The following is a 17,435-nucleotide window of genomic DNA, read 5'->3' as shown; positions in this document are numbered from 1 at the left end:
TACACATGGCACTGAAGCACTTTAATCCCGTCACGCCGAGCCTTCGTGGCACGGTGCTGGTGGACCGGTCTGACCTGTGGAAGGGCAAGCCGGTCAAGCAGCTGACCGAGGGCAAGAACAAGTCTGGTGGTCGTAACAACCACGGTCGCACGACGTCACGTTTTCGTGGCGGCGGTCACAAGCAGTCCTATCGCTATGTCGACTTCAAGCGTCGTAAGCTGGACGTGCTGGGCACCGTTGAGCGTCTGGAATACGATCCAAACCGTACGGCGTTTATCGCACTGATCAAATACGAAGATGCCGAGCTTGCCTACATTCTGGCACCGCAGCGTTTGAAGGTTGGTGATCAGGTCATTGCTGGCACCCGGGTAGACATCAAGCCGGGTAATGCGATGCCGCTGGCTTCGATCCCGGTAGGCACGATCGTGCATAACATCGAGATGAAGCAGGGCGCTGGCGGAAAGCTGGCCCGTTCTGCCGGGACTTATGCGCAGCTGGTCGGCAAGGATTCGGGTTATGCCCAGATCCGTCTGCAGTCCGGTGAGCTGCGTGTCGTTCGTGGTGAATGCTTCGCGACTGTTGGTGCGGTATCCAACCCGGACAACATGAACCAGCACATGGGCAAGGCGGGTCGTTCTCGCTGGCTCGGTCGCCGTCCGCACAACCGTGGTGTTGTCATGAACCCGGTCGACCATCCGCATGGTGGTGGTGAAGGCCGTACCTCTGGTGGCCGTCACCCGGTTACGCCGTGGGGCAAGCCGACCAAGGGTTACAAGACACGGGTCAACAAGCGTACGGACAGTCTGATCATCCGTCGCCGGAAGACCGGCAAGTAAGGGGCAAAAGAGATGGCACGTTCCGTCTGGAAAGGCCCGTTCGTCGACGGGTATCTACTGAACAAGGCCGAGACGTCCCGCGCGTCGGGTCGTAACGAAGTGATCAAGATCTGGTCACGTCGTTCCACGATCCTTCCGCAGTTCGTTGGTCTGACGTTTGGTGTTTATAACGGTCACAAGTTCCTTCCGGTACAGGTGACCGAGAACATGGTTGGCCACAAGTTCGGCGAGTTCTCACCGACACGCACCTTCCACGGTCATGGTGCGGACAAGAAGTCGAAGCGGGGCTGAGATGAGCAAACCAAAGCATCCTCGCACACTGGCCGAGACCGAGGCGCAGGCAATCACGCGGAATATCCGCGTGAGTCCCCAGAAGCTGAATCTCGTAGCTGGTCTGATCCGCAACAAGCCTGCTTCTCAGGCTGTGGCGACACTGACGTTCTCCAAGCGTCGTATCGCTCAGCAGGTTAAGAAGACGCTTGAGAGCGCGATCGCCAACGCTGAGAACAACCACCAGCTGGACGTTGACCAGTTGGTGGTGAAGACGGCTGATGTCGGCAAGTCGATTGTAATGCGTCGCTTCCACGCTCGTGGTCGCGGTCGTTCCGCTCGTGTCGAAAAATTCTTCAGCCATCTGAAGATTGTCGTGGCCGAGCGCGCGCCCGAGCCTGAGGCAAAGACGGAAAAGAAGGCGGCCTGACGATGGGACATAAAGTCAATCCGATCGGGCTTCGGCTCGGTATCAACCGCACCTGGGACAGCCGTTGGTATGCAGACGGCGACTATTCACGGTTGCTGCATGCAGATCTGAAGCTTCGCGCTTTCCTGCGTCGCAAGCTGTCCGGCGCGGGTGTATCCCGTGTGGTCATCGAGCGTCCGGCAAAGAAGCCGCGTGTAACGATTTACGCTGCCCGTCCGGGCGTCGTGATCGGCAAGAAAGGCCAGGACATCGACGCGCTCCGGAAAGAGCTGACGAAGATGGCCGGCACGGAAGTCGCGCTGAATATCGTCGAAATTCGCAAGCCGGAAATCGACGCGACACTGGTGGCTGAGAATATTGCTCAGCAGCTTGAGCGTCGTGTTGCGTTTCGTCGCGCAATGAAGCGTGCGGTGCAGTCTGCTATGCGTCTCGGCGCACAGGGCATCCGGATCAACTGCTCCGGTCGTCTTGGTGGTGCTGAAATCGCCCGTGTCGAGTGGTATCGCGAAGGTCGCGTGCCGCTTCATACACTTCGTGCCGACATTGATTATGGGACTGCGACGGCGAAGACGACCTACGGGACGTGCGGTGTCAAGGTTTGGATCTTCAAAGGTGAGATCCTTGCTCATGACCCGTTGGCCCAGGATCGCCGTGCCGCTGAGCAGGCGCCGCAGCGCTGAGGGATAGAGAACAATGCTTTCTCCGAAGCGGACTAAATTCCGCAAGGCCCACAAGGGCCGCATTCATGGGCTGGCGAAGAGCGGCACGCAGCTGAATTTCGGCGCGTTCGGTCTCAAGGCGCTTGAGCCAGAGCGTATTACGGCACGTCAGATTGAGGCGTCCCGTCGTGCAATCACTCGTGCGATGAAGCGTGCTGGTCGCGTGTGGATTCGTATTTTTCCTGATCTTCCGGTCTCGACAAAACCTGCCGAAGTGCGTATGGGCTCCGGCAAGGGATCTCCGGAGTACTGGGTAGCCCGTGTAAGACCGGGTCGTATCCTGTTCGAGATCGAGGGTGTCCCGCCGGAAGTCGCGCGTGAAGCGCTGGCTCTTGGTGCTGCGAAGCTTCCGATCAAGACGAAGTTCGTGACCCGAATCGGAGAGGCATAAGATGAGCAAGGCACTTAAGCCGGCTGATCTGCGTGTGAAGTCCGTTGATGAGTTGCAGGCGCTTCTTCTTGATCTGAAGCGCGAGCAGTTCAATCTTCGGTTCCAGCAGGCAACCGGTCAGAATGAAGGGGCAAGCCGCGTACGCGTTCTGCGTCGCGACATTGCCCGTATCAAGACGGTCGTAGCTCAGGCTGCGAAGAAGACTGCCGTAGCTAGCGCTGCGGCCAATTCCTGAGGGAGCGGCTGATGCCTAAGCGCATTCTCAGCGGTCGCGTGACCAGTGACAAGATGGACAAGACGATTACCGTCCTTGTTGATCGTCGCATCATGCATCCGCTTTATAAGAAGTTCATTCGTCGTTCGAAGAAATATGCGGCGCATGATGAACTCAACGTTTGCAAGATTGGAGACGCGGTTCGCATCGAAGAATGCATGCCGATTTCCAAGCGCAAGACCTGGACGGTCATCTCGCGTAACGGTGAAACCGTTGGCGAAACAGCGTCCGGGAATGTTGCGTAACAGGGGTATAAGGTAAATGATCCATCCCGAGACCAACCTTGAGGTCGCCGATAATTCCGGCGCACGTCAGGTGCAGTGCATTAAGGTGCTGGGCGGTTCCAAGCGGAAGTCTGCCTCGGTCGGCGACGTGATCGTCGTTTCCGTCAAGGAAGCGATTCCCCGTGGCAAGGTGAAGAAGGGTGACGTCCATCAGGCCGTTATCGTTCGGACGTCCTACCCGGTGCGTCGTGCAGACGGCAGCGCGATCCGCTTCGACCGCAATGCGGCTGTGCTGATCAACAAGCAGCAGGAGCCGATCGGTACGCGTATCTTCGGTCCGGTCGTCCGTGAACTGCGTGCGCGCAAGTTCATGAAGATCATCTCGCTGGCGCCGGAGGTGCTGTAATGGCTGCCCGTATCAAAAAGGGTGATACCGTCATTGTGACAACCGGAGCGTCGAAAGGCGTTCGTGGTGAGGTCCTGACGGTTCTCCCGACCGAAAACAAAGCGGTTGTTCGCGGTGTTGCGGTGGCCAAGCGCCACAAGCGGGCCACGCGCATGGGTGAGGAAGGTGGTATCATCGAGCGCGAAGCTCCGGTGCATCTGTCCAATCTTACATTGATCGATCCCAAGAGCCAGAAGCCGACGAAAGTGGGTTTCAGGGTTCTTGAGGGTGGTCGTAAAGTTCGTGTCGCCAAGGCGACCGGCGAAGTCATCGAAGGCTGAGGGGGCGACTGATGGTTACCGAAAACACGCGCGTCGTCCCGCGTCTGCAGGCGCTGTATCAGACGGAACTGGCTGCCAAAGTGCGCGAGCAGTTTGGCTACAAGAATGTCATGCAGATTCCTCGCCTTGAGAAGATTGTTCTCAATATGGGCGTAGGTGAGGCTGCTGGCGACCAGAAGAAACTGGACGCTGCTCTGAATGAGATGATGCTGATTGCCGGTCAGCGCCCGGTCAAGACTGTGGCGAAGAAGGCAATCGCAGGCTTCAAGATCCGTGAGGGTCTGCCCATCGGTTGTAAGGTCACACTGCGCCGTGCACGGATGTATGAGTTTCTTGATCGTCTTGTGACCATTGCGATGCCGCGTATTCGCGACTTCCGTGGACTGCCGGCGAACAAGGGCTTTGACGGACGCGGCAACTTTGCGCTTGGTCTCAAGGAGCAGCTGATGTTCCCCGAGATCGAATACGACAAAGTTGACGATATCCGCGGCATGGACATTATCTTCGTGACCACTGCGAAGACCGATGCCGAGGCAAAAGCACTATTGAAAGCTTTTGACCTTCCCTTTATGGGGTGAGCTCAAGCAGAGTGATCGTTCCCTGCGGCGTCCGATAGCCGCAGGTTGTTTGTCCTGATAGCAGCTCTATGCAGTCAGGATGTTGAAGGTTTTGGAAAACCGCTGGAATGGTCCGGCAGGTTCCGGAGGGTAAATCAGGCATGGCCAAGATTTCCGCCGTCAATCGCAACGTTAAGCGCGCCTATATGGCTAAGCGCGATAAAGCGAAGCGAGTGGCTCTCAAGAATATTGTGATGGATCGCACCCTTCCGATGGAAGATCGGTTTGACGCTTCTCTGAAGCTCGCTGAACTTCCTCGTAATGGCTCGCGTGTCCGCGTCCGTCTGCGCTGCAAGATAACCGGCCGTTCTCGTGGTAATTACCGCAAGTTCGAGTTGTGCCGTATTGCTTTGCGTGATCTGGCCTCGAATGGTCAGATTCCGGGCTTGGTCAAGGCTAGCTGGTAAGGGTAGGCAATGTCACTTTCTGATCCCTTGGGTGATATGCTCACCCGTATTCGCAATGCGCAGCGCGCTCGTCACGCTGCATGTGTTGCTCCGGCTTCAAAGCTTCGCGCCAATGTTCTTGAGGCTCTGAAGCGTGAAGGCTATATCCGTGGTTTTTCCCTTGAGGAAGTCCGTAAAGGTATTGCCCAGATCCGTATCGAGCTCAAATATTCCGAAGGTGAGCCGGTGATCAAAGAGATCCACCGCGTCTCCCGTCCGGGGCGTCGTGTCTATTCCAAAATCAAGGAATTGCCGCGTGTGTATGCCGGTCTCGGTGTGTCGATCCTTTCGACGCCTCGGGGTGTTCTTTCTGACGCAGAGGCTCGCGCCGCCAATGTTGGTGGCGAAGTTCTCTGTCGTGTATTCTGAGGAGGGATAAATGTCGCGCGTTGGCAAATATCCCGTCGAGGTTCCGGGTGGAGTCACGGTCAGCATCAATGCTGGCATTCTGACAGCCAAAGGAAAACTCGGAGAGTTGCAGCTTCCGCTTTCTTCGCTCGTTGAGACGACGGTCGAGGATGGTAAGGTTGCGGTAAGACCGCTCGGATCTCTGACCCAGGCCAGGATGATGTGGGGTACGACTCGTGCTCTCGTCGCTTCCATGGTGAAGGGGGTTTCCGAGGGTTATTCCAAGACCCTTGAGATTACGGGTACTGGTTTCCGTGCCGCTGTGCAGGGTTCCAATCTGGTTCTCAATCTCGGTTATTCTCACGACGTGGTGTATCCGATCCCGCAGGGGATCAAGATCACGACGCCGCGTCCTACAGCAGTGGTTGTTGAGGGAATTGACAAGCAACGTGTTGGTCAGGTTGCTCTCGATATCCGCAACTTCCGTAAGCCGGAGCCCTATAAGGGCAAGGGTGTGCGGTATGAGAACGAGACCATTCGTCGCAAGGAAGGCAAGAAGAAGTAATGAGCACTCAGCAGGAATTGCGGGATCGTCGGCGCAAGCGCCTTCGCTTCCAGCTCCGCCGCAAGGCCGGCGGACGTCCGCGCCTGTCGGTGTTCCGTTCAGGCAAGAACATCTACGCCCAGGTGATCGACGATGCAGCCGGCCTTACGGTGGCGGCAGCGTCTTCTCTGGACAAGGAGTTCCGCACAGCCGGTGCGGCAGGTGCGAACCGGGATGCCGCAACGGCAGTCGGCAAGCTGGTCGCAGAGCGTGCGGTTGCCGCAGGTGTGACGCAGGTCGTGTTCGACCGCGGCTCCTATCTGTATCATGGGCGCGTCAAGGCGCTCGCGGAGGCTGCCCGCGAGGGCGGCCTCTCCTTCTGAGGGAGGTCGCGTAATGGCACGTGAACCTAGAGAGGGCGGTCGCGGTCGCGATCGTGACCAGCGCCAGGAGCGCGACGGTGACGATCTGATCGACAAGCTCGTGACGATCAACCGTGTTGCGAAGGTGGTTAAGGGCGGTCGTCGCTTTGCCTTTGCGGCTCTTGTAGTTGTTGGTGACCAGAAAGGTCGCGTCGGGTACGGTGCGGGCAAAGCCCGTGAAGTTCCTGAAGCAATCCGTAAGGCTACTGAAAAAGCGAAGCGCGGCATGATCCGTGTTCCGATGAAGGAAGGTCGTACGCTGCATCACGATGTTGCTGGTCACTTCGGTGCAGGCAAGGTGGTGCTGCGTTCGGCAGAAGCCGGAACCGGGATTATCGCGGGTGGCCCGATGCGCGCTGTCTTCGAGAGCCTTGGTATCAACGACGTTGTTGCCAAGTCGCTCGGAACGCGTAATCCGCACAACATGGTGAAGGCGACGTTCGCGGCGCTGGAACGGTGTGCAAGCCCGCGTGTTGTGGCTAATCGTCGCGGCAAGAAGGTCTCTGACATTCTTGGTAAGCGCGAGCAGGTTGTGGAGGGCGCTGATGTCTGAAGCTAAGACTGTTCGTGTCAAGCAGATTGCATCAGGTAATGGGCGCAAGCCGGGCCAGCAGGCAACTCTGATCGGTCTGGGTCTTAACAAGATTGGCCGCACCCGTGAGCTGCAGGATACCCCCTCTGTGCGGGGTATGCTGAGCAAGGTGGCCCACCTCGTGAAGGTGGAGGATTGAAATGAGGCTCAACGAACTTCGTGATAACGAGGGCTCTCGTTATCGCAAGAAGCGTCTTGGTCGTGGTATTGGCTCTGGTAAGGGCAAGACCTCGGGCAGGGGCGTCAAGGGTCAGAAAGCGCGTGAAGGCGTTTCGCTGAATGGCTTTGAAGGTGGTCAGCTTCCGCTGTATCGCCGTATGCCGAAGCGTGGCTTCAAGAATATCTTCCGCAAGGTTTATGCACCGGTGAACCTCGGTTCTCTGGACAAAGCTTTCGCTGAAGGTAAGCTTGAGACTGGTGTTGTCGTCAACGAGGATGCTCTCCGTAAGGCGGGACTGATCGGCTCTGGCAGGTATGCTGGTGTACGTCTTCTGGCTGGCGGTGAGATCTCACGTGCGGTCAATCTCGAAGTTTCGGGCGCGTCGGCTTCTGCGGTTGCTGCTGTCGAGAAGGCTGGCGGCTCCGTGAAGCGACTGGTTGCTTCGAAAGAAGAAATCGCCGCGGCTTCGTGATGTGGTTAAGCGGACAGAATATATCATTCTGTCCGTGACCTATAAGTTGGTTTGCAGGCGTTGGTGTCTGCCACGACAGCGCCCCGCTTTGCGGTGGCGCTGTTTTTTGTGAAAGGACAGGCGTATGGCCTCGGCGGCTGAGCAACTCGCGGCCAATTTCAATATGGGTTCGTTTGCCAAGGCGACGGAGCTCAAGAAGAGGATCTGGTTCACCCTGGGTGCCCTGATCGTCTATCGTCTGGGAACCTATATTCCTGTCCCGGGCATCGACGCAAAGGTGATGGGGCAGCTTCTCGCCCAGCATCAGGGTGGCATTCTCGGCATGTTCGACATGTTCACGGGCGGTGCGCTCGGGCGCATGACCGTCTTCGCCCTGAATATCATGCCTTACATTTCCGCCTCGATCATCATTCAGCTGATGTCGACGGCGATCCCCTCCATGGAAGCTCTCAAGAAGGAGGGCGAGCAGGGGCGAAAGAAGCTCAATCAGTATACCCGCTATCTGACGGTAGCGATTGCGTTCTTCCAGGCTTACGGGATTGCCGTAGGGCTTGAGCGGATGAGTTCATCTTCAGGCTCAGCGGTCGTCAATCCGGGTATGTTCTTCTTGGTCTCCTGCGTCTTCACGCTTGTGGGCGGAACAATGTTCCTCATGTGGCTGGGAGAGCAGATTACATCGCGAGGTGTGGGGAATGGTATTTCTCTGATCATCTTCGCGGGTATCGTGGCTAACCTACCTCATGCGCTCGCGACCCTGTTTCAGTTGGGATATACGGGAGCGCTCTCTCCATTCTTTGTGCTGATCTTTCTTGTCCTTGCTGCAGCGACCATTACGTTCATCGTCTTCATGGAGCAGGCGCAACGACGGGTCGTTATCCAGTATCCGAAGCGGCAGATGGGTAATCGGGTCTTTGGCGGGGAAGCGACGCATATGCCGCTGAAGGTCAATACCGCGGGTGTCATTCCGCCGATTTTCGCTTCCTCGGTGTTGCTCATTCCCGTGACCATCGCAGGTTTCATGAATGGGAAAGGAATGCCCAGCTGGCTCTCTTTTCTCGGGCAGTCACTGGGGCAGGGGCAGCCACTCTACATGCTGTTCTACGCCCTCATGATCGTATTCTTTTCGTACTTTTATGCGGCAGTGACGTTCAATCCGGAGGAAACTGCGGATAATTTGCGGAAACAGAACGGATTCATTCCTGGTATTCGGCCCGGAGCTGCGACGGCGACGTATTTTGACTCGATCCTCACGAAACTGACAACGATCGGGGCTCTTTATCTTGTCGCGGTCTGTCTTCTGCCGCAGATTCTGATTAGCCGGTACAATGTACCTTTCTATTTTGGTGGAACGAGCCTGATCATCATCGTGTCGGTGACAATCGATACAGTGACGCAAATCCAGTCGCACCTGGTAGCGCATCAATATCAGGGACTTATCCAGCGGAGTCGCAAGGGTGGTTCCAATCGAAGGATCATTCGTAAATGAACATCATTTTTCTTGGGCCGCCGGGTGCGGGAAAGGGAACCCAGGCAAAGCGTCTGGAAACACGTTACGGCATTACCCAGATTTCGACGGGTGACATGCTGCGCGCCGAAGTGAAGGCGGGGTCCGAGATCGGTCAGGAAGCGAAGGCCCTGATGGACGCAGGCAAGCTGGTGCCGGATTCCATCATCGTGAGCATGCTTGAAGCGCGAATCCAGAAGCCTGACTGTGGAAAGGGATTCATTCTGGATGGGTTCCCCCGCACAGTTGCGCAGGCGGAAGCCCTCGATATCGTATTGCAGCGTCTAGGACGCAAAATCGATGTCGTCCTGATGCTTGAGGTTGACGAGAACGCTCTGGCTGATCGTGTTGCTGGCCGCTTCTCCTGCGCGAAATGCGGGGCCAGCTACAATGATGTCTCAAAACCGACGGCTGTGGGCGGGACATGCGATCTCTGCGGCTCCCATGACTTCGTGCGGCGTGCTGACGACGATCGTGAGACGGTAACGTCACGGCTGGCAGCGTATCGCAAGGAAACCCTGCCACTGCTTCCTTATTATGAGGAAAGAGTGACAGTCTCCTTTATTGACGGCATGGCGCCGATCGATGAAGTGAGCAAACAGATTGATTCCACAATGATGGAAATCGAGAAGATCACGCAAAAGTGATCTCTTTTGATTGACTCTTCATGCCTGCTCGGTCTATTGCGCGCGCTCTAGACCGCGTGGTCGTGGACGGCCGACAGGCGGCAAATAAATTCGAATCAACGCTCGGGCGCGCAAAGCCGGGCGGACTAGGAGTGTGTAGCGTGGCGCGTATTGCCGGCGTTAATATCCCGACGAACAAGCGGGTCGTGATCGGACTGCAGTATATTTACGGCATCGGTCAGACCAAGGCTCAGCAGATCTGCAAGACTCTCGACCTCCCGGACGCCAGGCGCGTTAACGAGTTGAGTGACGACGAGATCATGAAGCTTCGTGAGCTTATTGATAACAACTACCGCGTCGAAGGTGATCTTCGTCGTGAAGTTGCTATGAACATTAAGCGTCTCATGGACCTTGGTTGCTACCGTGGCCTGCGTCACCGTCGCGGCCTGCCAGTGCATGGCCAGCGTACCCATACCAATGCGCGCACGCGTAAAGGTAAGGCCGTGGCCATTGCGGGTAAGAAGAAAGTTACCCGCTAATCGGCTTCGCCTTCGGGCAGGTCATACAAAATTCCAGGTGCCTGTCGGCTTCGGTCGGCGGGCGTCAGGCGGGTTTGTCCCGCTTTGACAGTAAAAAACAAGGCGACAGATATGGCGAAGGCCGCTGCACCGCGTATCCGCAAAAAAGAGCGCAAGAACATTATCTCGGGCGTGGCGCATGTGCTCTCCACGTTCAACAATACCATGATCACGATCTCTGATGCGCAGGGGAATGCCATTGCATGGTCTTCCGCTGGTGCTCAGGGGTTCAAGGGTTCTCGTAAGTCCACGCCATATGCCGCACAGGTTGCTGCTGAGGATGCTGGTCGCAAGGCGCGCGAGCACGGCATGGAAACTCTGGACATTCAGGTCTCGGGTCCTGGGTCGGGGCGTGAGAGCGCACTCCGTGCTCTTCAGGCTGTCGGTTTCCAGATTGCTTCCATCCGCGATCTGACCCCGGTGCCGCACAACGGCTGCCGTCCCCGGAAGCGTCGTCGCGTCTGACGAGTGCATTCCCGGTATCGGAGAGTGGTTTGCCCCTCTCCGGGACGGAATTCTTTTATAGAAGCTGCCCCGGCTTGATGTCGGGGCTTCCGCCGTCTTGTTGCGGCCCCTTTTATTGAAAGGCCGAGACCTTGGTGCTCCAGAAAAACTGGCAATCCCTGATCAAGCCGGAGAAGCTGGAAGTTGAATCCGGCTCCGTTCCGTCTCGCGTGGCGACGATCGTTGCCGAGCCGCTTGAGCGCGGTTTCGGCATGACGCTTGGCAACGCTCTGCGTCGCGTTCTGCTTTCTTCACTTCAGGGCGCGGCGATCACCGCGATCCAGATCGACGGCGTTCTACATGAATTCTCGGCTGTGCCGGGTGTGCGTGAAGACGTGACGGACATCGTGCTCAACATCAAGCAGCTCGCTCTCAGCATGCATGGCGAGGGCCCGAAGCGCATGGTGTTGACGGCGACTGGTCCGGGTGAAGTCAAAGCCGGTCAGATCCAGACGGGTCATGGTATTGAGATCATGAACCCCGACCTGGTGATCTGCACCCTCGACGAGGGTGAGAAGCTGGGCATGGAGTTCACGGTGAACATCGGTAAGGGTTATGTCCCTGCTGCTGCCAACCGTCCGGAAGATGCGCCGATCGGGCTGATCCCTATCGATGCGATCTATTCGCCGGTGAAGCGTGTCTCCTACAAGGTTGAGCCGACCCGTGTCGGGCAGGTGACGGATTATGATCGTCTGCTGCTCACGGTCGAAACGAATGGCGCGGTGACGCCTGAGGATGCAGTGGCTCTTGCTGCGCGTATTCTTCAGGATCAGCTTCAGTTGTTCATCAACTTTGATGAGCCTCGCCCGGTTGTCACGACCGAGCCGCAGGACGACCTGCCGTTCAACCGCAACCTGCTTCGCAAGGTTGATGAGCTTGAACTATCTGTCCGTTCGGCGAACTGCCTCAAGAACGACAACATCATCTATATCGGTGATCTGGTTCAGAAGACCGAGCAGGAAATGCTCCGCACGCCGAACTTCGGTCGTAAGTCACTGAACGAGATCAAGGAAGTCCTGACGACTATGGGACTTTCTCTTGGCATGAATGTTCCGGCATGGCCGCCGGAGAATATTGAGGATCTGGCGAAGCGGCTCGACGAGCCCTTCTGATCCGCGACAACAGGAGACTTAACAATGCGTCATGGTGTTGCCGGTCGGAAGCTCGGCGTAACCTCCACCCACCGTGCGGCGATGTTTCGCAACATGGCCGTCGCTCTCATCAAGCATGAGCAGATCACGACGACCCTGCCCAAGGCGAAAGAACTGCGCCCGGTCGTTGAAAAGCTGATCACGCTCGGTAAGCGCGGTGATCTGCATGCTCGTCGTCAGGCTTATGCACAGCTGCGTGACGACACGATCGTCAGCAAGCTGTTCTCGGCTGTGGCTGATCGCTACAAGGCTCGCACGGGCGGTTACACGCGCGTTCTGAAGGCTGGCGTTCGTTATGGCGATGCTGCCAATATGGCTGTTATCGAACTGATCGACCGTGATGTCGAAGCGAAGGGCAAGGACAGTGGTCCGCGTCCGGTTGCTACGGAAGAAGAAACCGGTCTGGCGGCCTGAACTGCCGCGGTTGATTGAAAGCCGGCCTTCGGGCCGGTTTTTTTTTGCTCTTTTGCTGGCCGAGAGGTCCGGGACTCAGAACGATAGCGTCGAGGCAGATGGCGGCTAAGAAGACTACTGCTGGCAGTTGTCGTAACGTGTGGCGATCTGTCGCCAGTCCCTGAGGCAGGTGCACATGATTTCGGTGAGGTTACGGCGTTTATAGCTCGTTTGTCGTATCTGACAGGCTTTGTCCACGACTTCACCCCCCGCTATGAATACAGGGAAATACCTTTTTCCTCAAAGGTGTAGGGCTGCCGAGAGTTCTTCAGATTCTGCCAGCGAACAGGCTGAGCAAACTGGCATCATTTTAAATGCTGTTTCACGAGGTCTCTGCTGGCGATCCGGCGCCCGTTTTCTGCGCTCCGATGTTCACGCCCCGTATGACCGCTCCGCTTCAGTAATCAAAATACACGGTGTCCTCGCGCCTTCAGAGGCTTTCTTGCTCGGCAGATAGCTTTTGAAGCAGTCCCCTTAAAATCGTGGGATGGGCTCCCGCGTGTGGCAGATGTGGCAGGCCCGAACTGGACCAGTAGCTCGCTTTTCCTGCTTTAGCCTGAGATGGCAGCTTTCACATTGATGGTGAAATTGCTCCTCTATGAAAGGCGTAATCTCAGGCGTTTTTTTGTGACATTCAATGCAGTGCTGAAATGGCCATGAGGCGAGCTTCGGCTCCGTGTAGTTGTGATGGCAGATCACGCAGTTAAAAGCTCCATGATCGCTGTGAGCAAACGTCAGAGGCATGAGGGCATGTTGGGCGAAACTTTTGGGAGCACCTTTGAGGTGCCACCAGAGTGCGCTGCCGATGAGGCCGCCGCAGACAAGCAATCCAGCGAGTAAACGGAGCGCTAAAGCAGTCGGCTTTCTCAATGGTGCAGCCATAACACGCATAAAATCGGCGTCAGAATTCCTGCAAGACAAAGAACGGTGACCGCCGGCACGGCTAATCTCGTAGTATTCCGTATGCGGCGTTTTTGCGTGCGAGGCGCTCGTTCAGGAAGGAAGCAGCGGTTCACGGCCGGGCTCGCCAGCGTCGCTAAAGTGACGAGGGCGAGAATGTAAGGGATCGTGTGGCCCGAGATCCGGAAGCCTGCTTGCCAGGCATGAAAAGAAGCGGCGCAGAGAAGAACACCGGCCAGACCGTAATGGGCATAACGGAAAAAACGAGAGTTTCCGAAAATCAGGCGTCTGGTCCCGGTATGTGATGTGGTGAGCATCACGATCAGGAGGATGCTGGACAGGAGTCCGGTCTGCATGAGTGGAAGTACTGGAGGCCAGATGTCCTGCCAGATCAGGGGTTCACACAAGAGACTGCCGCCAACGTGAACGGCAACGAAGAGGGAAGCCAGATAGCCCAGAAAGATGTGAAGGCGCATGAAAAACTTGCCTTCATAAGCGGGTTTTCTGAAAGGGCGTCCCGTCAGGATAAACAACGCCAGAAAAGCAAAGATGGCCGACAAGCCACTGAGCATTGCAAAATCCCAGCCGCGCGTAAGGGCGGGTTGCCCGGTTCCGAAGCCGAACAGGCCGAAGAATAACAGGTAGAGAAGCGTCAGGCTCAGGGAGAGCGTCATCCAGCTTTGCATGACGGCTAATCCGGATTGTTACGAATTCGTTTTAGAAAATCACGGACGTTCGGCCAACCCCAATGGTTGTCGCTTTTTGGCCAACAAAAAACGGGGATGCCTGAGAGCATCCCCGTTGATATGAACGCTTCTGATAAGCGGCGGACTATTTGGAAACAGCCCCGACGCCGATGAGGACCATTGCAAACAGCACGACACAGATGATGACGGCGATGAAGAAGAGGATTTTCGCCATCCCGGCAGCAGCGGAGGAGATGCCACCAAAGCCAAATAAGCCGGCAATGATGGACACGATCAGGAAAAACAGAGCCAGTCTGAGCATAACTTTTTATCCTTTTGATTTGTGGGCTCTATGTAATGAGTAAACTGTTTTCCCTTGCGTCAGTTGCATTGAAAACTCCGTAAGAGACGGAATTTTATGCTGATCCACAGAAATTTGTCCCAGCATAATGCCTGTCAGCGGCGCGCAAGCCACATGCCGCACAGACTGCCAAACACCAGTGCTACGCTGAGGGTCCGGATGGGCGTATCCACGGTCAGATCACGCAGGATATCCAGCCCGTCCGTCATGCAGTCGTTTACGCTGGCCCAGCGGGAGGTGTGCGGTCCGTCCTCGTCTTGCAGGCGACCGATGCCACTTTCAAGCGTGTAATTGTCCTCGGGGCTCGTCTGAGACATGCGGTCTTCCTTTGTATGTTTGGCGTATCGGATCAGGAAATTCAGTCTGTGTTGGCCGTCCGGGGAGGTCAACATCCGTAAGGTCAGATTTCGGCGGCCTGCCAGTAGGCACTGTCACCGGGGTCGTCTTCGCCCGCGATCAGACTTCTCAGACGGCCGGCAAGAGCACGAAGAGCGGGGGTGGACGGATCGCGGGGACGCTTCCCGACCTGAAGGTCGCCTTGCACGCGGGCCGGTTTTCCCGCCAGCACGATCACGCGGTCGGCCAGAAGGAGTGCCTCGTCGATATCGTGCGTCACGAAGAGTACCGTCTTGCGGGTCTTTTCCCAGATTCCGAGAAGTTCCGTCTGGAGACTGCTGCGGGTGATCGCGTCCAGTGCGCCGAAGGGTTCATCCATCAGCAGAAGGTCCGGGTTCACCGTCAGGGCGCGGGCGACGCCTACACGCTGCCGCTGGCCGCCGGAAAGCTGGCGCGGCCAGCGGTCGGCTTCCGCAGATAGACCGACCAGTTGCAGCGCCTGCGCCGCGCGGTCATGCCGTTCGGCACGACTGAGGCCCAGTCCTTCCAGGCCCAGTTCGACATTGGTGCGGACCGTTCGCCAGGGCATCAGGCGCGCGTCCTGAAAGACCAGTGCGGCCTGCCGGTTGCCTTTATGCTCCGTGGTCGTGGTCAGCGCGATCTGGCCCTCGGTCGGCGGAACGAGCCCCATGATCACCCGGAGGAGAGTCGACTTTCCGACGCCGGATGGCCCCAGAACGGCGACAAATTCTCCCTGCCTGATTGAGAGGTCGACATGGCGAAAGATGAAATTCTCGCCGCCGTCATGCGACAGACCGGCATCCTCGACGTGCACAAGAGACGTCATGTCATTCATCCCTGCCACCGAAGCAGCCGGTCGCGGACCAGTCCAAACAGAAAATCAGTCAACGCATACAACCCCGCCATCGTGATCATGTAGACGACCACCACATCCGTCGCGAGCAGGCTGGACGCCTGCATCATCCGGGCGCCCACACCCGGCACGCCGAACAGTTCCGCCGCCACGACGGACATCCAGCCCTGCCCCAGGCCCGTTCGCAGTCCCGCCAGAAGGCCCGGCGAGGCGGCAGGCAGCGTGACATAACGAAGCTGGGCGAGCAGTCCCCTGTGACCGAAGGCGGCCGCCACCTCGTACAGTTCACGGTCAACCGATTTAACCGCACCATAGGCGGCATAGAAATTGATCCAGAAGACGGAAATGGCGATGACGAACGTTGCACCGACATTGTTCAGGCCGAACCACAGGATGGCGAACGGCACCCAGGCCAGTCCGGGAATCGGACGCAGGAGGCGGACGATGCCGCCGGTGAAAGCATCCACCAGAGGCACGGACCCGCACAGAAGTCCGGCTGCGGCACCGAGCAGCGAGCCGATCAGCAGGCCCGCGCAGTAATGGACCAGACTGTCCTCGATGGATTGAAGCCAGAAGCCGCCGGAGACTTCCGATACGAAGGCAGGCCACAGTTCCGTAGGGGCGGGAAGCAGCCCCGGCGGCACGAGATGAAACTGGACCGCGCACTGCCAGAGGCCGACGAGTGTCAGCAGGCCGAGAGAGCCCAGCCCCAGCCGGCTTTTTGTTCCAACATGCAAACCGATCATTCCAGGTCCCTTGTCCCGCGCTTAGGGCGCAGGCTGGCGCCACATCTGCAGGTCGAAGAGGTCATCTACCGGTACTGCCTTCTTGAGGACACCCTCCTTGACCTCAAAATCCTGCAACGCCTTTACGCCGGGAATGATCTGGGCCGGGTCGGTCACGAACTGTGCCGATGAGGCTTTCAGCGCCTGCTCGATCACGACCGGTTTCAGCAAGCCGCCACCCAGTGCTTTTGCCACGAATGGGGCCGCTTCCTCCGGATGATTCGCGATCAGCGTGGTTCCCTTGACGAACAGGCCGGTCAGTTTGCCCGACCAGGGGGCATGATCCGGAGCGTTGGGGCTGACGATTGCCAGAACCGATCCGGGCTGTCCGGGCAGAATGTCATGGCCAGTGGCCAGCACGCGGGTTTCCGGCACGCGGGCCTTGATGACGGTCAGAGCTGGCTCGCGCAGGATGGCGGCATCGACGGCACCAGCGAGAAACGCCTGCTGCGCGGCGTCGATATCAATCCCGACAATCTCGACTGTCGAAAGATCCACGCCTTCGCGCTCCTTGAGCCAGTAGCGGAGCGCGGTGTCAGGGACGGAGCCTGTCGGCTGTGTGGCGATTTTTGGCTTGCGTCCGGTCGCTTTGGTAAAGGCCGCTATCCGGTCGGCGAGCTGCTCTTTCGTCAGGCCGCCCGGCTTTGTCACGTCCAGTCCGCCTGCGAGAGGCCCACGAGCGATAACGGCCAGCTCCTCGATGGCCCCGGATGCGACGACCTTCACGTCCACGCCGCGGCTGCGAACCTGAAGGAGCGGGAGAACACCGGCGACATAAGCGTCAATCCGACCGGCGACGAGGGCCTGAATCGCCTGCGGCCCCGAGGTGAAGCGGACGAGCTCAAGATCCAGCCCGGCCTGTTTTGCCCAGCCTTCTCCATCGACCACAAAAAGAGAGGAAGAGCCCAGCACGGGGATGTAGCCAACACGGATGGCTGCGGCACTTGCCATCTGGGCGGCGCTGACAAGCAGTCCGGCCGCGACGGCGAGGCCCGACAGAACTCTTCTGGTTTTCTTGGCCAGCATCGTGTGGGATTCCTATCCACTTATTGAGGTTGTGATATGTGAATTACCTCATATCTCAGGATATATTTTCGCGCAATCCATGCTTCTTTGTTAGCGAAGGCTGGAATTTCCACTTTTTATTTCTGTTGAATTTTGGTGGTGTGCCGGAGAATGCGGCATTTCCGCCTGCTATCTTTGGAG

The 17,435-nt window shown here is 57.5% G+C and carries 30 protein-coding genes and 1 pseudogene; 23 read left to right on the top strand and 8 right to left on the bottom strand.

Annotated elements, in window-relative coordinates; all coding sequences use genetic code 11:
* Positions 1-5 precede the first annotated feature (5 nt).
* The 23 genes from rplB (at position 6) to rplQ (ending at position 12,248) form a co-directional block, all read left to right on the top strand.
* Positions 6-836: a 50S ribosomal protein L2 gene (gene rplB / locus GOB81_RS03810; RefSeq protein WP_173569058.1), complete on the top strand. Its 831-nt coding sequence runs from the start codon at positions 6-8 to the stop codon at positions 834-836.
* Between the two features lie 12 nt (positions 837-848).
* On the top strand, positions 849-1,127 hold the full coding sequence (gene rpsS / locus GOB81_RS03805) for a 30S ribosomal protein S19 (protein ID WP_173569057.1): 279 nt from the start codon (positions 849-851) through the stop codon (positions 1,125-1,127).
* A gap of 1 nt (position 1,128) precedes the next feature.
* Positions 1,129-1,536: a 50S ribosomal protein L22 gene (gene rplV, locus GOB81_RS03800; RefSeq protein ID WP_173569056.1), complete on the top strand. Its 408-nt coding sequence runs from the start codon at positions 1,129-1,131 to the stop codon at positions 1,534-1,536.
* 2 nt (positions 1,537-1,538) lie between these two features.
* A complete protein-coding gene (rpsC, locus tag GOB81_RS03795; RefSeq protein WP_173569055.1) occupies positions 1,539-2,216 on the top strand; it encodes a 30S ribosomal protein S3 in 678 nt (225 codons plus the stop codon).
* Positions 2,217-2,229: 13 nt separating this feature from the next.
* The gene (rplP, locus tag GOB81_RS03790; RefSeq protein ID WP_010666048.1) at positions 2,230-2,646 is read left to right on the top strand and encodes a 50S ribosomal protein L16; all 417 of its coding nucleotides are present in this window, start codon (positions 2,230-2,232) and stop codon (positions 2,644-2,646) included.
* A 1-nt stretch (position 2,647) separates the two neighbouring features.
* Positions 2,648-2,881 (top strand): 50S ribosomal protein L29, encoded by a 234-nt coding sequence (gene rpmC, locus GOB81_RS03785; protein ID WP_173569054.1) that lies wholly within the window; start codon positions 2,648-2,650, stop codon positions 2,879-2,881.
* 11 nt (positions 2,882-2,892) lie between these two features.
* The gene (gene rpsQ, locus GOB81_RS03780; RefSeq protein WP_173569053.1) at positions 2,893-3,165 is read left to right on the top strand and encodes a 30S ribosomal protein S17; all 273 of its coding nucleotides are present in this window, start codon (positions 2,893-2,895) and stop codon (positions 3,163-3,165) included.
* 16 nt (positions 3,166-3,181) lie between these two features.
* The gene (rplN, locus tag GOB81_RS03775) at positions 3,182-3,550 is read left to right on the top strand and encodes a 50S ribosomal protein L14 (protein ID WP_010666045.1); all 369 of its coding nucleotides are present in this window, start codon (positions 3,182-3,184) and stop codon (positions 3,548-3,550) included.
* Positions 3,550-3,870 carry a 50S ribosomal protein L24 gene (rplX, locus tag GOB81_RS03770; protein WP_173569052.1) on the top strand — a complete coding sequence of 107 codons (321 nt, stop codon included), beginning with the start codon at positions 3,550-3,552 and terminating at the stop codon, positions 3,868-3,870. The genes rplN and rplX overlap by 1 nt, the downstream gene beginning before the upstream one ends.
* Positions 3,871-3,881: 11 nt before the next feature.
* Positions 3,882-4,448: a 50S ribosomal protein L5 gene (gene rplE, locus GOB81_RS03765; RefSeq protein WP_173569051.1), complete on the top strand. Its 567-nt coding sequence runs from the start codon at positions 3,882-3,884 to the stop codon at positions 4,446-4,448.
* A 140-nt stretch (positions 4,449-4,588) separates the two neighbouring features.
* Entirely contained in the window at positions 4,589-4,894 is a 306-nt protein-coding gene (gene rpsN, locus GOB81_RS03760; protein WP_173569050.1) for a 30S ribosomal protein S14, read from the top strand.
* Between the two features lie 9 nt (positions 4,895-4,903).
* Positions 4,904-5,302 carry a 30S ribosomal protein S8 gene (rpsH, locus tag GOB81_RS03755; RefSeq protein WP_173569049.1) on the top strand — a complete coding sequence of 133 codons (399 nt, stop codon included), beginning with the start codon at positions 4,904-4,906 and terminating at the stop codon, positions 5,300-5,302.
* Positions 5,303-5,312: 10 nt separating this feature from the next.
* Positions 5,313-5,846: a 50S ribosomal protein L6 gene (rplF, locus tag GOB81_RS03750; protein WP_173569048.1), complete on the top strand. Its 534-nt coding sequence runs from the start codon at positions 5,313-5,315 to the stop codon at positions 5,844-5,846.
* Positions 5,846-6,208: a 50S ribosomal protein L18 gene (gene rplR / locus GOB81_RS03745; protein WP_173569047.1), complete on the top strand. Its 363-nt coding sequence runs from the start codon at positions 5,846-5,848 to the stop codon at positions 6,206-6,208. Before rplF ends, rplR begins: the two co-directional genes overlap by 1 nt.
* Positions 6,209-6,221: 13 nt before the next feature.
* Positions 6,222-6,800 (top strand): 30S ribosomal protein S5, encoded by a 579-nt coding sequence (gene rpsE / locus GOB81_RS03740; protein ID WP_173569046.1) that lies wholly within the window; start codon positions 6,222-6,224, stop codon positions 6,798-6,800.
* Positions 6,793-6,978: a 50S ribosomal protein L30 gene (rpmD, locus tag GOB81_RS03735; protein ID WP_173569045.1), complete on the top strand. Its 186-nt coding sequence runs from the start codon at positions 6,793-6,795 to the stop codon at positions 6,976-6,978. The genes rpsE and rpmD overlap by 8 nt, the downstream gene beginning before the upstream one ends.
* A gap of 1 nt (position 6,979) precedes the next feature.
* A complete protein-coding gene (gene rplO, locus GOB81_RS03730; protein ID WP_173569044.1) occupies positions 6,980-7,471 on the top strand; it encodes a 50S ribosomal protein L15 in 492 nt (163 codons plus the stop codon).
* Between the two features lie 124 nt (positions 7,472-7,595).
* Positions 7,596-8,957, top strand: a complete 1,362-nt coding sequence (gene secY / locus GOB81_RS03725; RefSeq protein WP_173569043.1) for a preprotein translocase subunit SecY — start codon at positions 7,596-7,598, stop codon at positions 8,955-8,957.
* Positions 8,954-9,622 (top strand): adenylate kinase, encoded by a 669-nt coding sequence (locus tag GOB81_RS03720; RefSeq protein ID WP_173569042.1) that lies wholly within the window; start codon positions 8,954-8,956, stop codon positions 9,620-9,622. The genes secY and GOB81_RS03720 overlap by 4 nt, the downstream gene beginning before the upstream one ends.
* A gap of 140 nt (positions 9,623-9,762) precedes the next feature.
* Positions 9,763-10,140 (top strand): 30S ribosomal protein S13, encoded by a 378-nt coding sequence (gene rpsM, locus GOB81_RS03715; protein WP_173569041.1) that lies wholly within the window; start codon positions 9,763-9,765, stop codon positions 10,138-10,140.
* Between the two features lie 111 nt (positions 10,141-10,251).
* Positions 10,252-10,644, top strand: a complete 393-nt coding sequence (gene rpsK, locus GOB81_RS03710; RefSeq protein WP_173569040.1) for a 30S ribosomal protein S11 — start codon at positions 10,252-10,254, stop codon at positions 10,642-10,644.
* A gap of 131 nt (positions 10,645-10,775) precedes the next feature.
* Positions 10,776-11,795, top strand: a complete 1,020-nt coding sequence (locus GOB81_RS03705; protein ID WP_173569039.1) for a DNA-directed RNA polymerase subunit alpha — start codon at positions 10,776-10,778, stop codon at positions 11,793-11,795.
* A 24-nt stretch (positions 11,796-11,819) separates the two neighbouring features.
* Positions 11,820-12,248: a 50S ribosomal protein L17 gene (rplQ, locus tag GOB81_RS03700; RefSeq protein ID WP_173569038.1), complete on the top strand. Its 429-nt coding sequence runs from the start codon at positions 11,820-11,822 to the stop codon at positions 12,246-12,248.
* Positions 12,249-12,324: 76 nt separating this feature from the next.
* On the opposite strand, the pseudogene GOB81_RS17625 reads toward rplQ, so the two are convergent.
* The 8 genes and pseudogenes from GOB81_RS17625 to GOB81_RS03665 all read right to left on the bottom strand — a co-directional run.
* Positions 12,325-12,475 (bottom strand): annotated as a pseudogene (locus GOB81_RS17625) (IS5/IS1182 family transposase); the annotation flags it as partial.
* Positions 12,476-12,761: 286 nt separating this feature from the next.
* Positions 12,762-13,169, bottom strand: coding sequence for a cytochrome c3 family protein (locus GOB81_RS18015; RefSeq protein ID WP_173569037.1), 408 nt, complete (start codon positions 13,167-13,169; stop codon positions 12,762-12,764).
* Positions 13,154-13,873, bottom strand: a complete 720-nt coding sequence (locus GOB81_RS03690; RefSeq protein WP_173569036.1) for a ferric reductase-like transmembrane domain-containing protein — start codon at positions 13,871-13,873, stop codon at positions 13,154-13,156. Before GOB81_RS03690 ends, GOB81_RS18015 begins: the two co-directional genes overlap by 16 nt.
* Positions 13,874-14,018: 145 nt before the next feature.
* The gene (locus tag GOB81_RS03685; protein WP_173569035.1) at positions 14,019-14,195 is read right to left on the bottom strand and encodes a DUF1328 domain-containing protein; all 177 of its coding nucleotides are present in this window, start codon (positions 14,193-14,195) and stop codon (positions 14,019-14,021) included.
* 134 nt (positions 14,196-14,329) lie between these two features.
* The gene (locus GOB81_RS03680) at positions 14,330-14,551 is read right to left on the bottom strand and encodes a hypothetical protein (RefSeq protein WP_173569034.1); all 222 of its coding nucleotides are present in this window, start codon (positions 14,549-14,551) and stop codon (positions 14,330-14,332) included.
* 83 nt (positions 14,552-14,634) lie between these two features.
* Positions 14,635-15,426, bottom strand: a complete 792-nt coding sequence (locus GOB81_RS03675; RefSeq protein WP_173569033.1) for an ABC transporter ATP-binding protein — start codon at positions 15,424-15,426, stop codon at positions 14,635-14,637.
* On the bottom strand, positions 15,423-16,190 hold the full coding sequence (locus tag GOB81_RS03670) for an ABC transporter permease (protein ID WP_173569032.1): 768 nt from the start codon (positions 16,188-16,190) through the stop codon (positions 15,423-15,425). The genes GOB81_RS03675 and GOB81_RS03670 overlap by 4 nt, the downstream gene beginning before the upstream one ends.
* A gap of 21 nt (positions 16,191-16,211) precedes the next feature.
* A complete protein-coding gene (locus GOB81_RS03665) occupies positions 16,212-17,255 on the bottom strand; it encodes an ABC transporter substrate-binding protein (RefSeq protein WP_173569031.1) in 1,044 nt (347 codons plus the stop codon).
* Positions 17,256-17,435: the final 180 nt, after the last annotated feature.

The organism is Acetobacter conturbans, from assembly GCF_011516755.1.
Lineage (GTDB): Bacteria > Pseudomonadota > Alphaproteobacteria > Acetobacterales > Acetobacteraceae > Acetobacter > Acetobacter conturbans.
Note: the sequence above shows the minus strand (reverse complement) of the source record. Positions and strands in the feature narration are given on the sequence as shown.

Coding starts and splice junctions, on each gene's coding strand:
- rplR (WP_173569047.1), top strand. CDS start 5,846: ATGAGCACTCAGCAGGAATTGCGGGATCGTCGGCGCAAGCGCCTTCGC.
- rplO (WP_173569044.1), top strand. CDS start 6,980: ATGAGGCTCAACGAACTTCGTGATAACGAGGGCTCTCGTTATCGCAAG.
- rplX (WP_173569052.1), top strand. CDS start 3,550: ATGGCTGCCCGTATCAAAAAGGGTGATACCGTCATTGTGACAACCGGA.
- rpsS (WP_173569057.1), top strand. CDS start 849: ATGGCACGTTCCGTCTGGAAAGGCCCGTTCGTCGACGGGTATCTACTG.
- rpmD (WP_173569045.1), top strand. CDS start 6,793: ATGTCTGAAGCTAAGACTGTTCGTGTCAAGCAGATTGCATCAGGTAAT.
- rplB (WP_173569058.1), top strand. CDS start 6: ATGGCACTGAAGCACTTTAATCCCGTCACGCCGAGCCTTCGTGGCACG.
- GOB81_RS03665 (WP_173569031.1), bottom strand. CDS start 17,255: ATGCTGGCCAAGAAAACCAGAAGAGTTCTGTCGGGCCTCGCCGTCGCG.
- GOB81_RS03720 (WP_173569042.1), top strand. CDS start 8,954: ATGAACATCATTTTTCTTGGGCCGCCGGGTGCGGGAAAGGGAACCCAG.
- rplP (WP_010666048.1), top strand. CDS start 2,230: ATGCTTTCTCCGAAGCGGACTAAATTCCGCAAGGCCCACAAGGGCCGC.
- rpsN (WP_173569050.1), top strand. CDS start 4,589: ATGGCCAAGATTTCCGCCGTCAATCGCAACGTTAAGCGCGCCTATATG.
- rplV (WP_173569056.1), top strand. CDS start 1,129: ATGAGCAAACCAAAGCATCCTCGCACACTGGCCGAGACCGAGGCGCAG.
- rpmC (WP_173569054.1), top strand. CDS start 2,648: ATGAGCAAGGCACTTAAGCCGGCTGATCTGCGTGTGAAGTCCGTTGAT.
- rplQ (WP_173569038.1), top strand. CDS start 11,820: ATGCGTCATGGTGTTGCCGGTCGGAAGCTCGGCGTAACCTCCACCCAC.
- GOB81_RS03690 (WP_173569036.1), bottom strand. CDS start 13,873: ATGCAAAGCTGGATGACGCTCTCCCTGAGCCTGACGCTTCTCTACCTG.
- rplF (WP_173569048.1), top strand. CDS start 5,313: ATGTCGCGCGTTGGCAAATATCCCGTCGAGGTTCCGGGTGGAGTCACG.
- GOB81_RS03670 (WP_173569032.1), bottom strand. CDS start 16,190: ATGATCGGTTTGCATGTTGGAACAAAAAGCCGGCTGGGGCTGGGCTCT.
- rplE (WP_173569051.1), top strand. CDS start 3,882: ATGGTTACCGAAAACACGCGCGTCGTCCCGCGTCTGCAGGCGCTGTAT.
- rplN (WP_010666045.1), top strand. CDS start 3,182: ATGATCCATCCCGAGACCAACCTTGAGGTCGCCGATAATTCCGGCGCA.
- rpsH (WP_173569049.1), top strand. CDS start 4,904: ATGTCACTTTCTGATCCCTTGGGTGATATGCTCACCCGTATTCGCAAT.
- GOB81_RS18015 (WP_173569037.1), bottom strand. CDS start 13,169: ATGGCTGCACCATTGAGAAAGCCGACTGCTTTAGCGCTCCGTTTACTC.
- secY (WP_173569043.1), top strand. CDS start 7,596: ATGGCCTCGGCGGCTGAGCAACTCGCGGCCAATTTCAATATGGGTTCG.
- GOB81_RS03680 (WP_173569034.1), bottom strand. CDS start 14,551: ATGTCTCAGACGAGCCCCGAGGACAATTACACGCTTGAAAGTGGCATC.
- rpsE (WP_173569046.1), top strand. CDS start 6,222: ATGGCACGTGAACCTAGAGAGGGCGGTCGCGGTCGCGATCGTGACCAG.
- rpsQ (WP_173569053.1), top strand. CDS start 2,893: ATGCCTAAGCGCATTCTCAGCGGTCGCGTGACCAGTGACAAGATGGAC.
- GOB81_RS03685 (WP_173569035.1), bottom strand. CDS start 14,195: ATGCTCAGACTGGCTCTGTTTTTCCTGATCGTGTCCATCATTGCCGGC.
- rpsK (WP_173569040.1), top strand. CDS start 10,252: ATGGCGAAGGCCGCTGCACCGCGTATCCGCAAAAAAGAGCGCAAGAAC.
- rpsC (WP_173569055.1), top strand. CDS start 1,539: ATGGGACATAAAGTCAATCCGATCGGGCTTCGGCTCGGTATCAACCGC.
- GOB81_RS03675 (WP_173569033.1), bottom strand. CDS start 15,426: ATGAATGACATGACGTCTCTTGTGCACGTCGAGGATGCCGGTCTGTCG.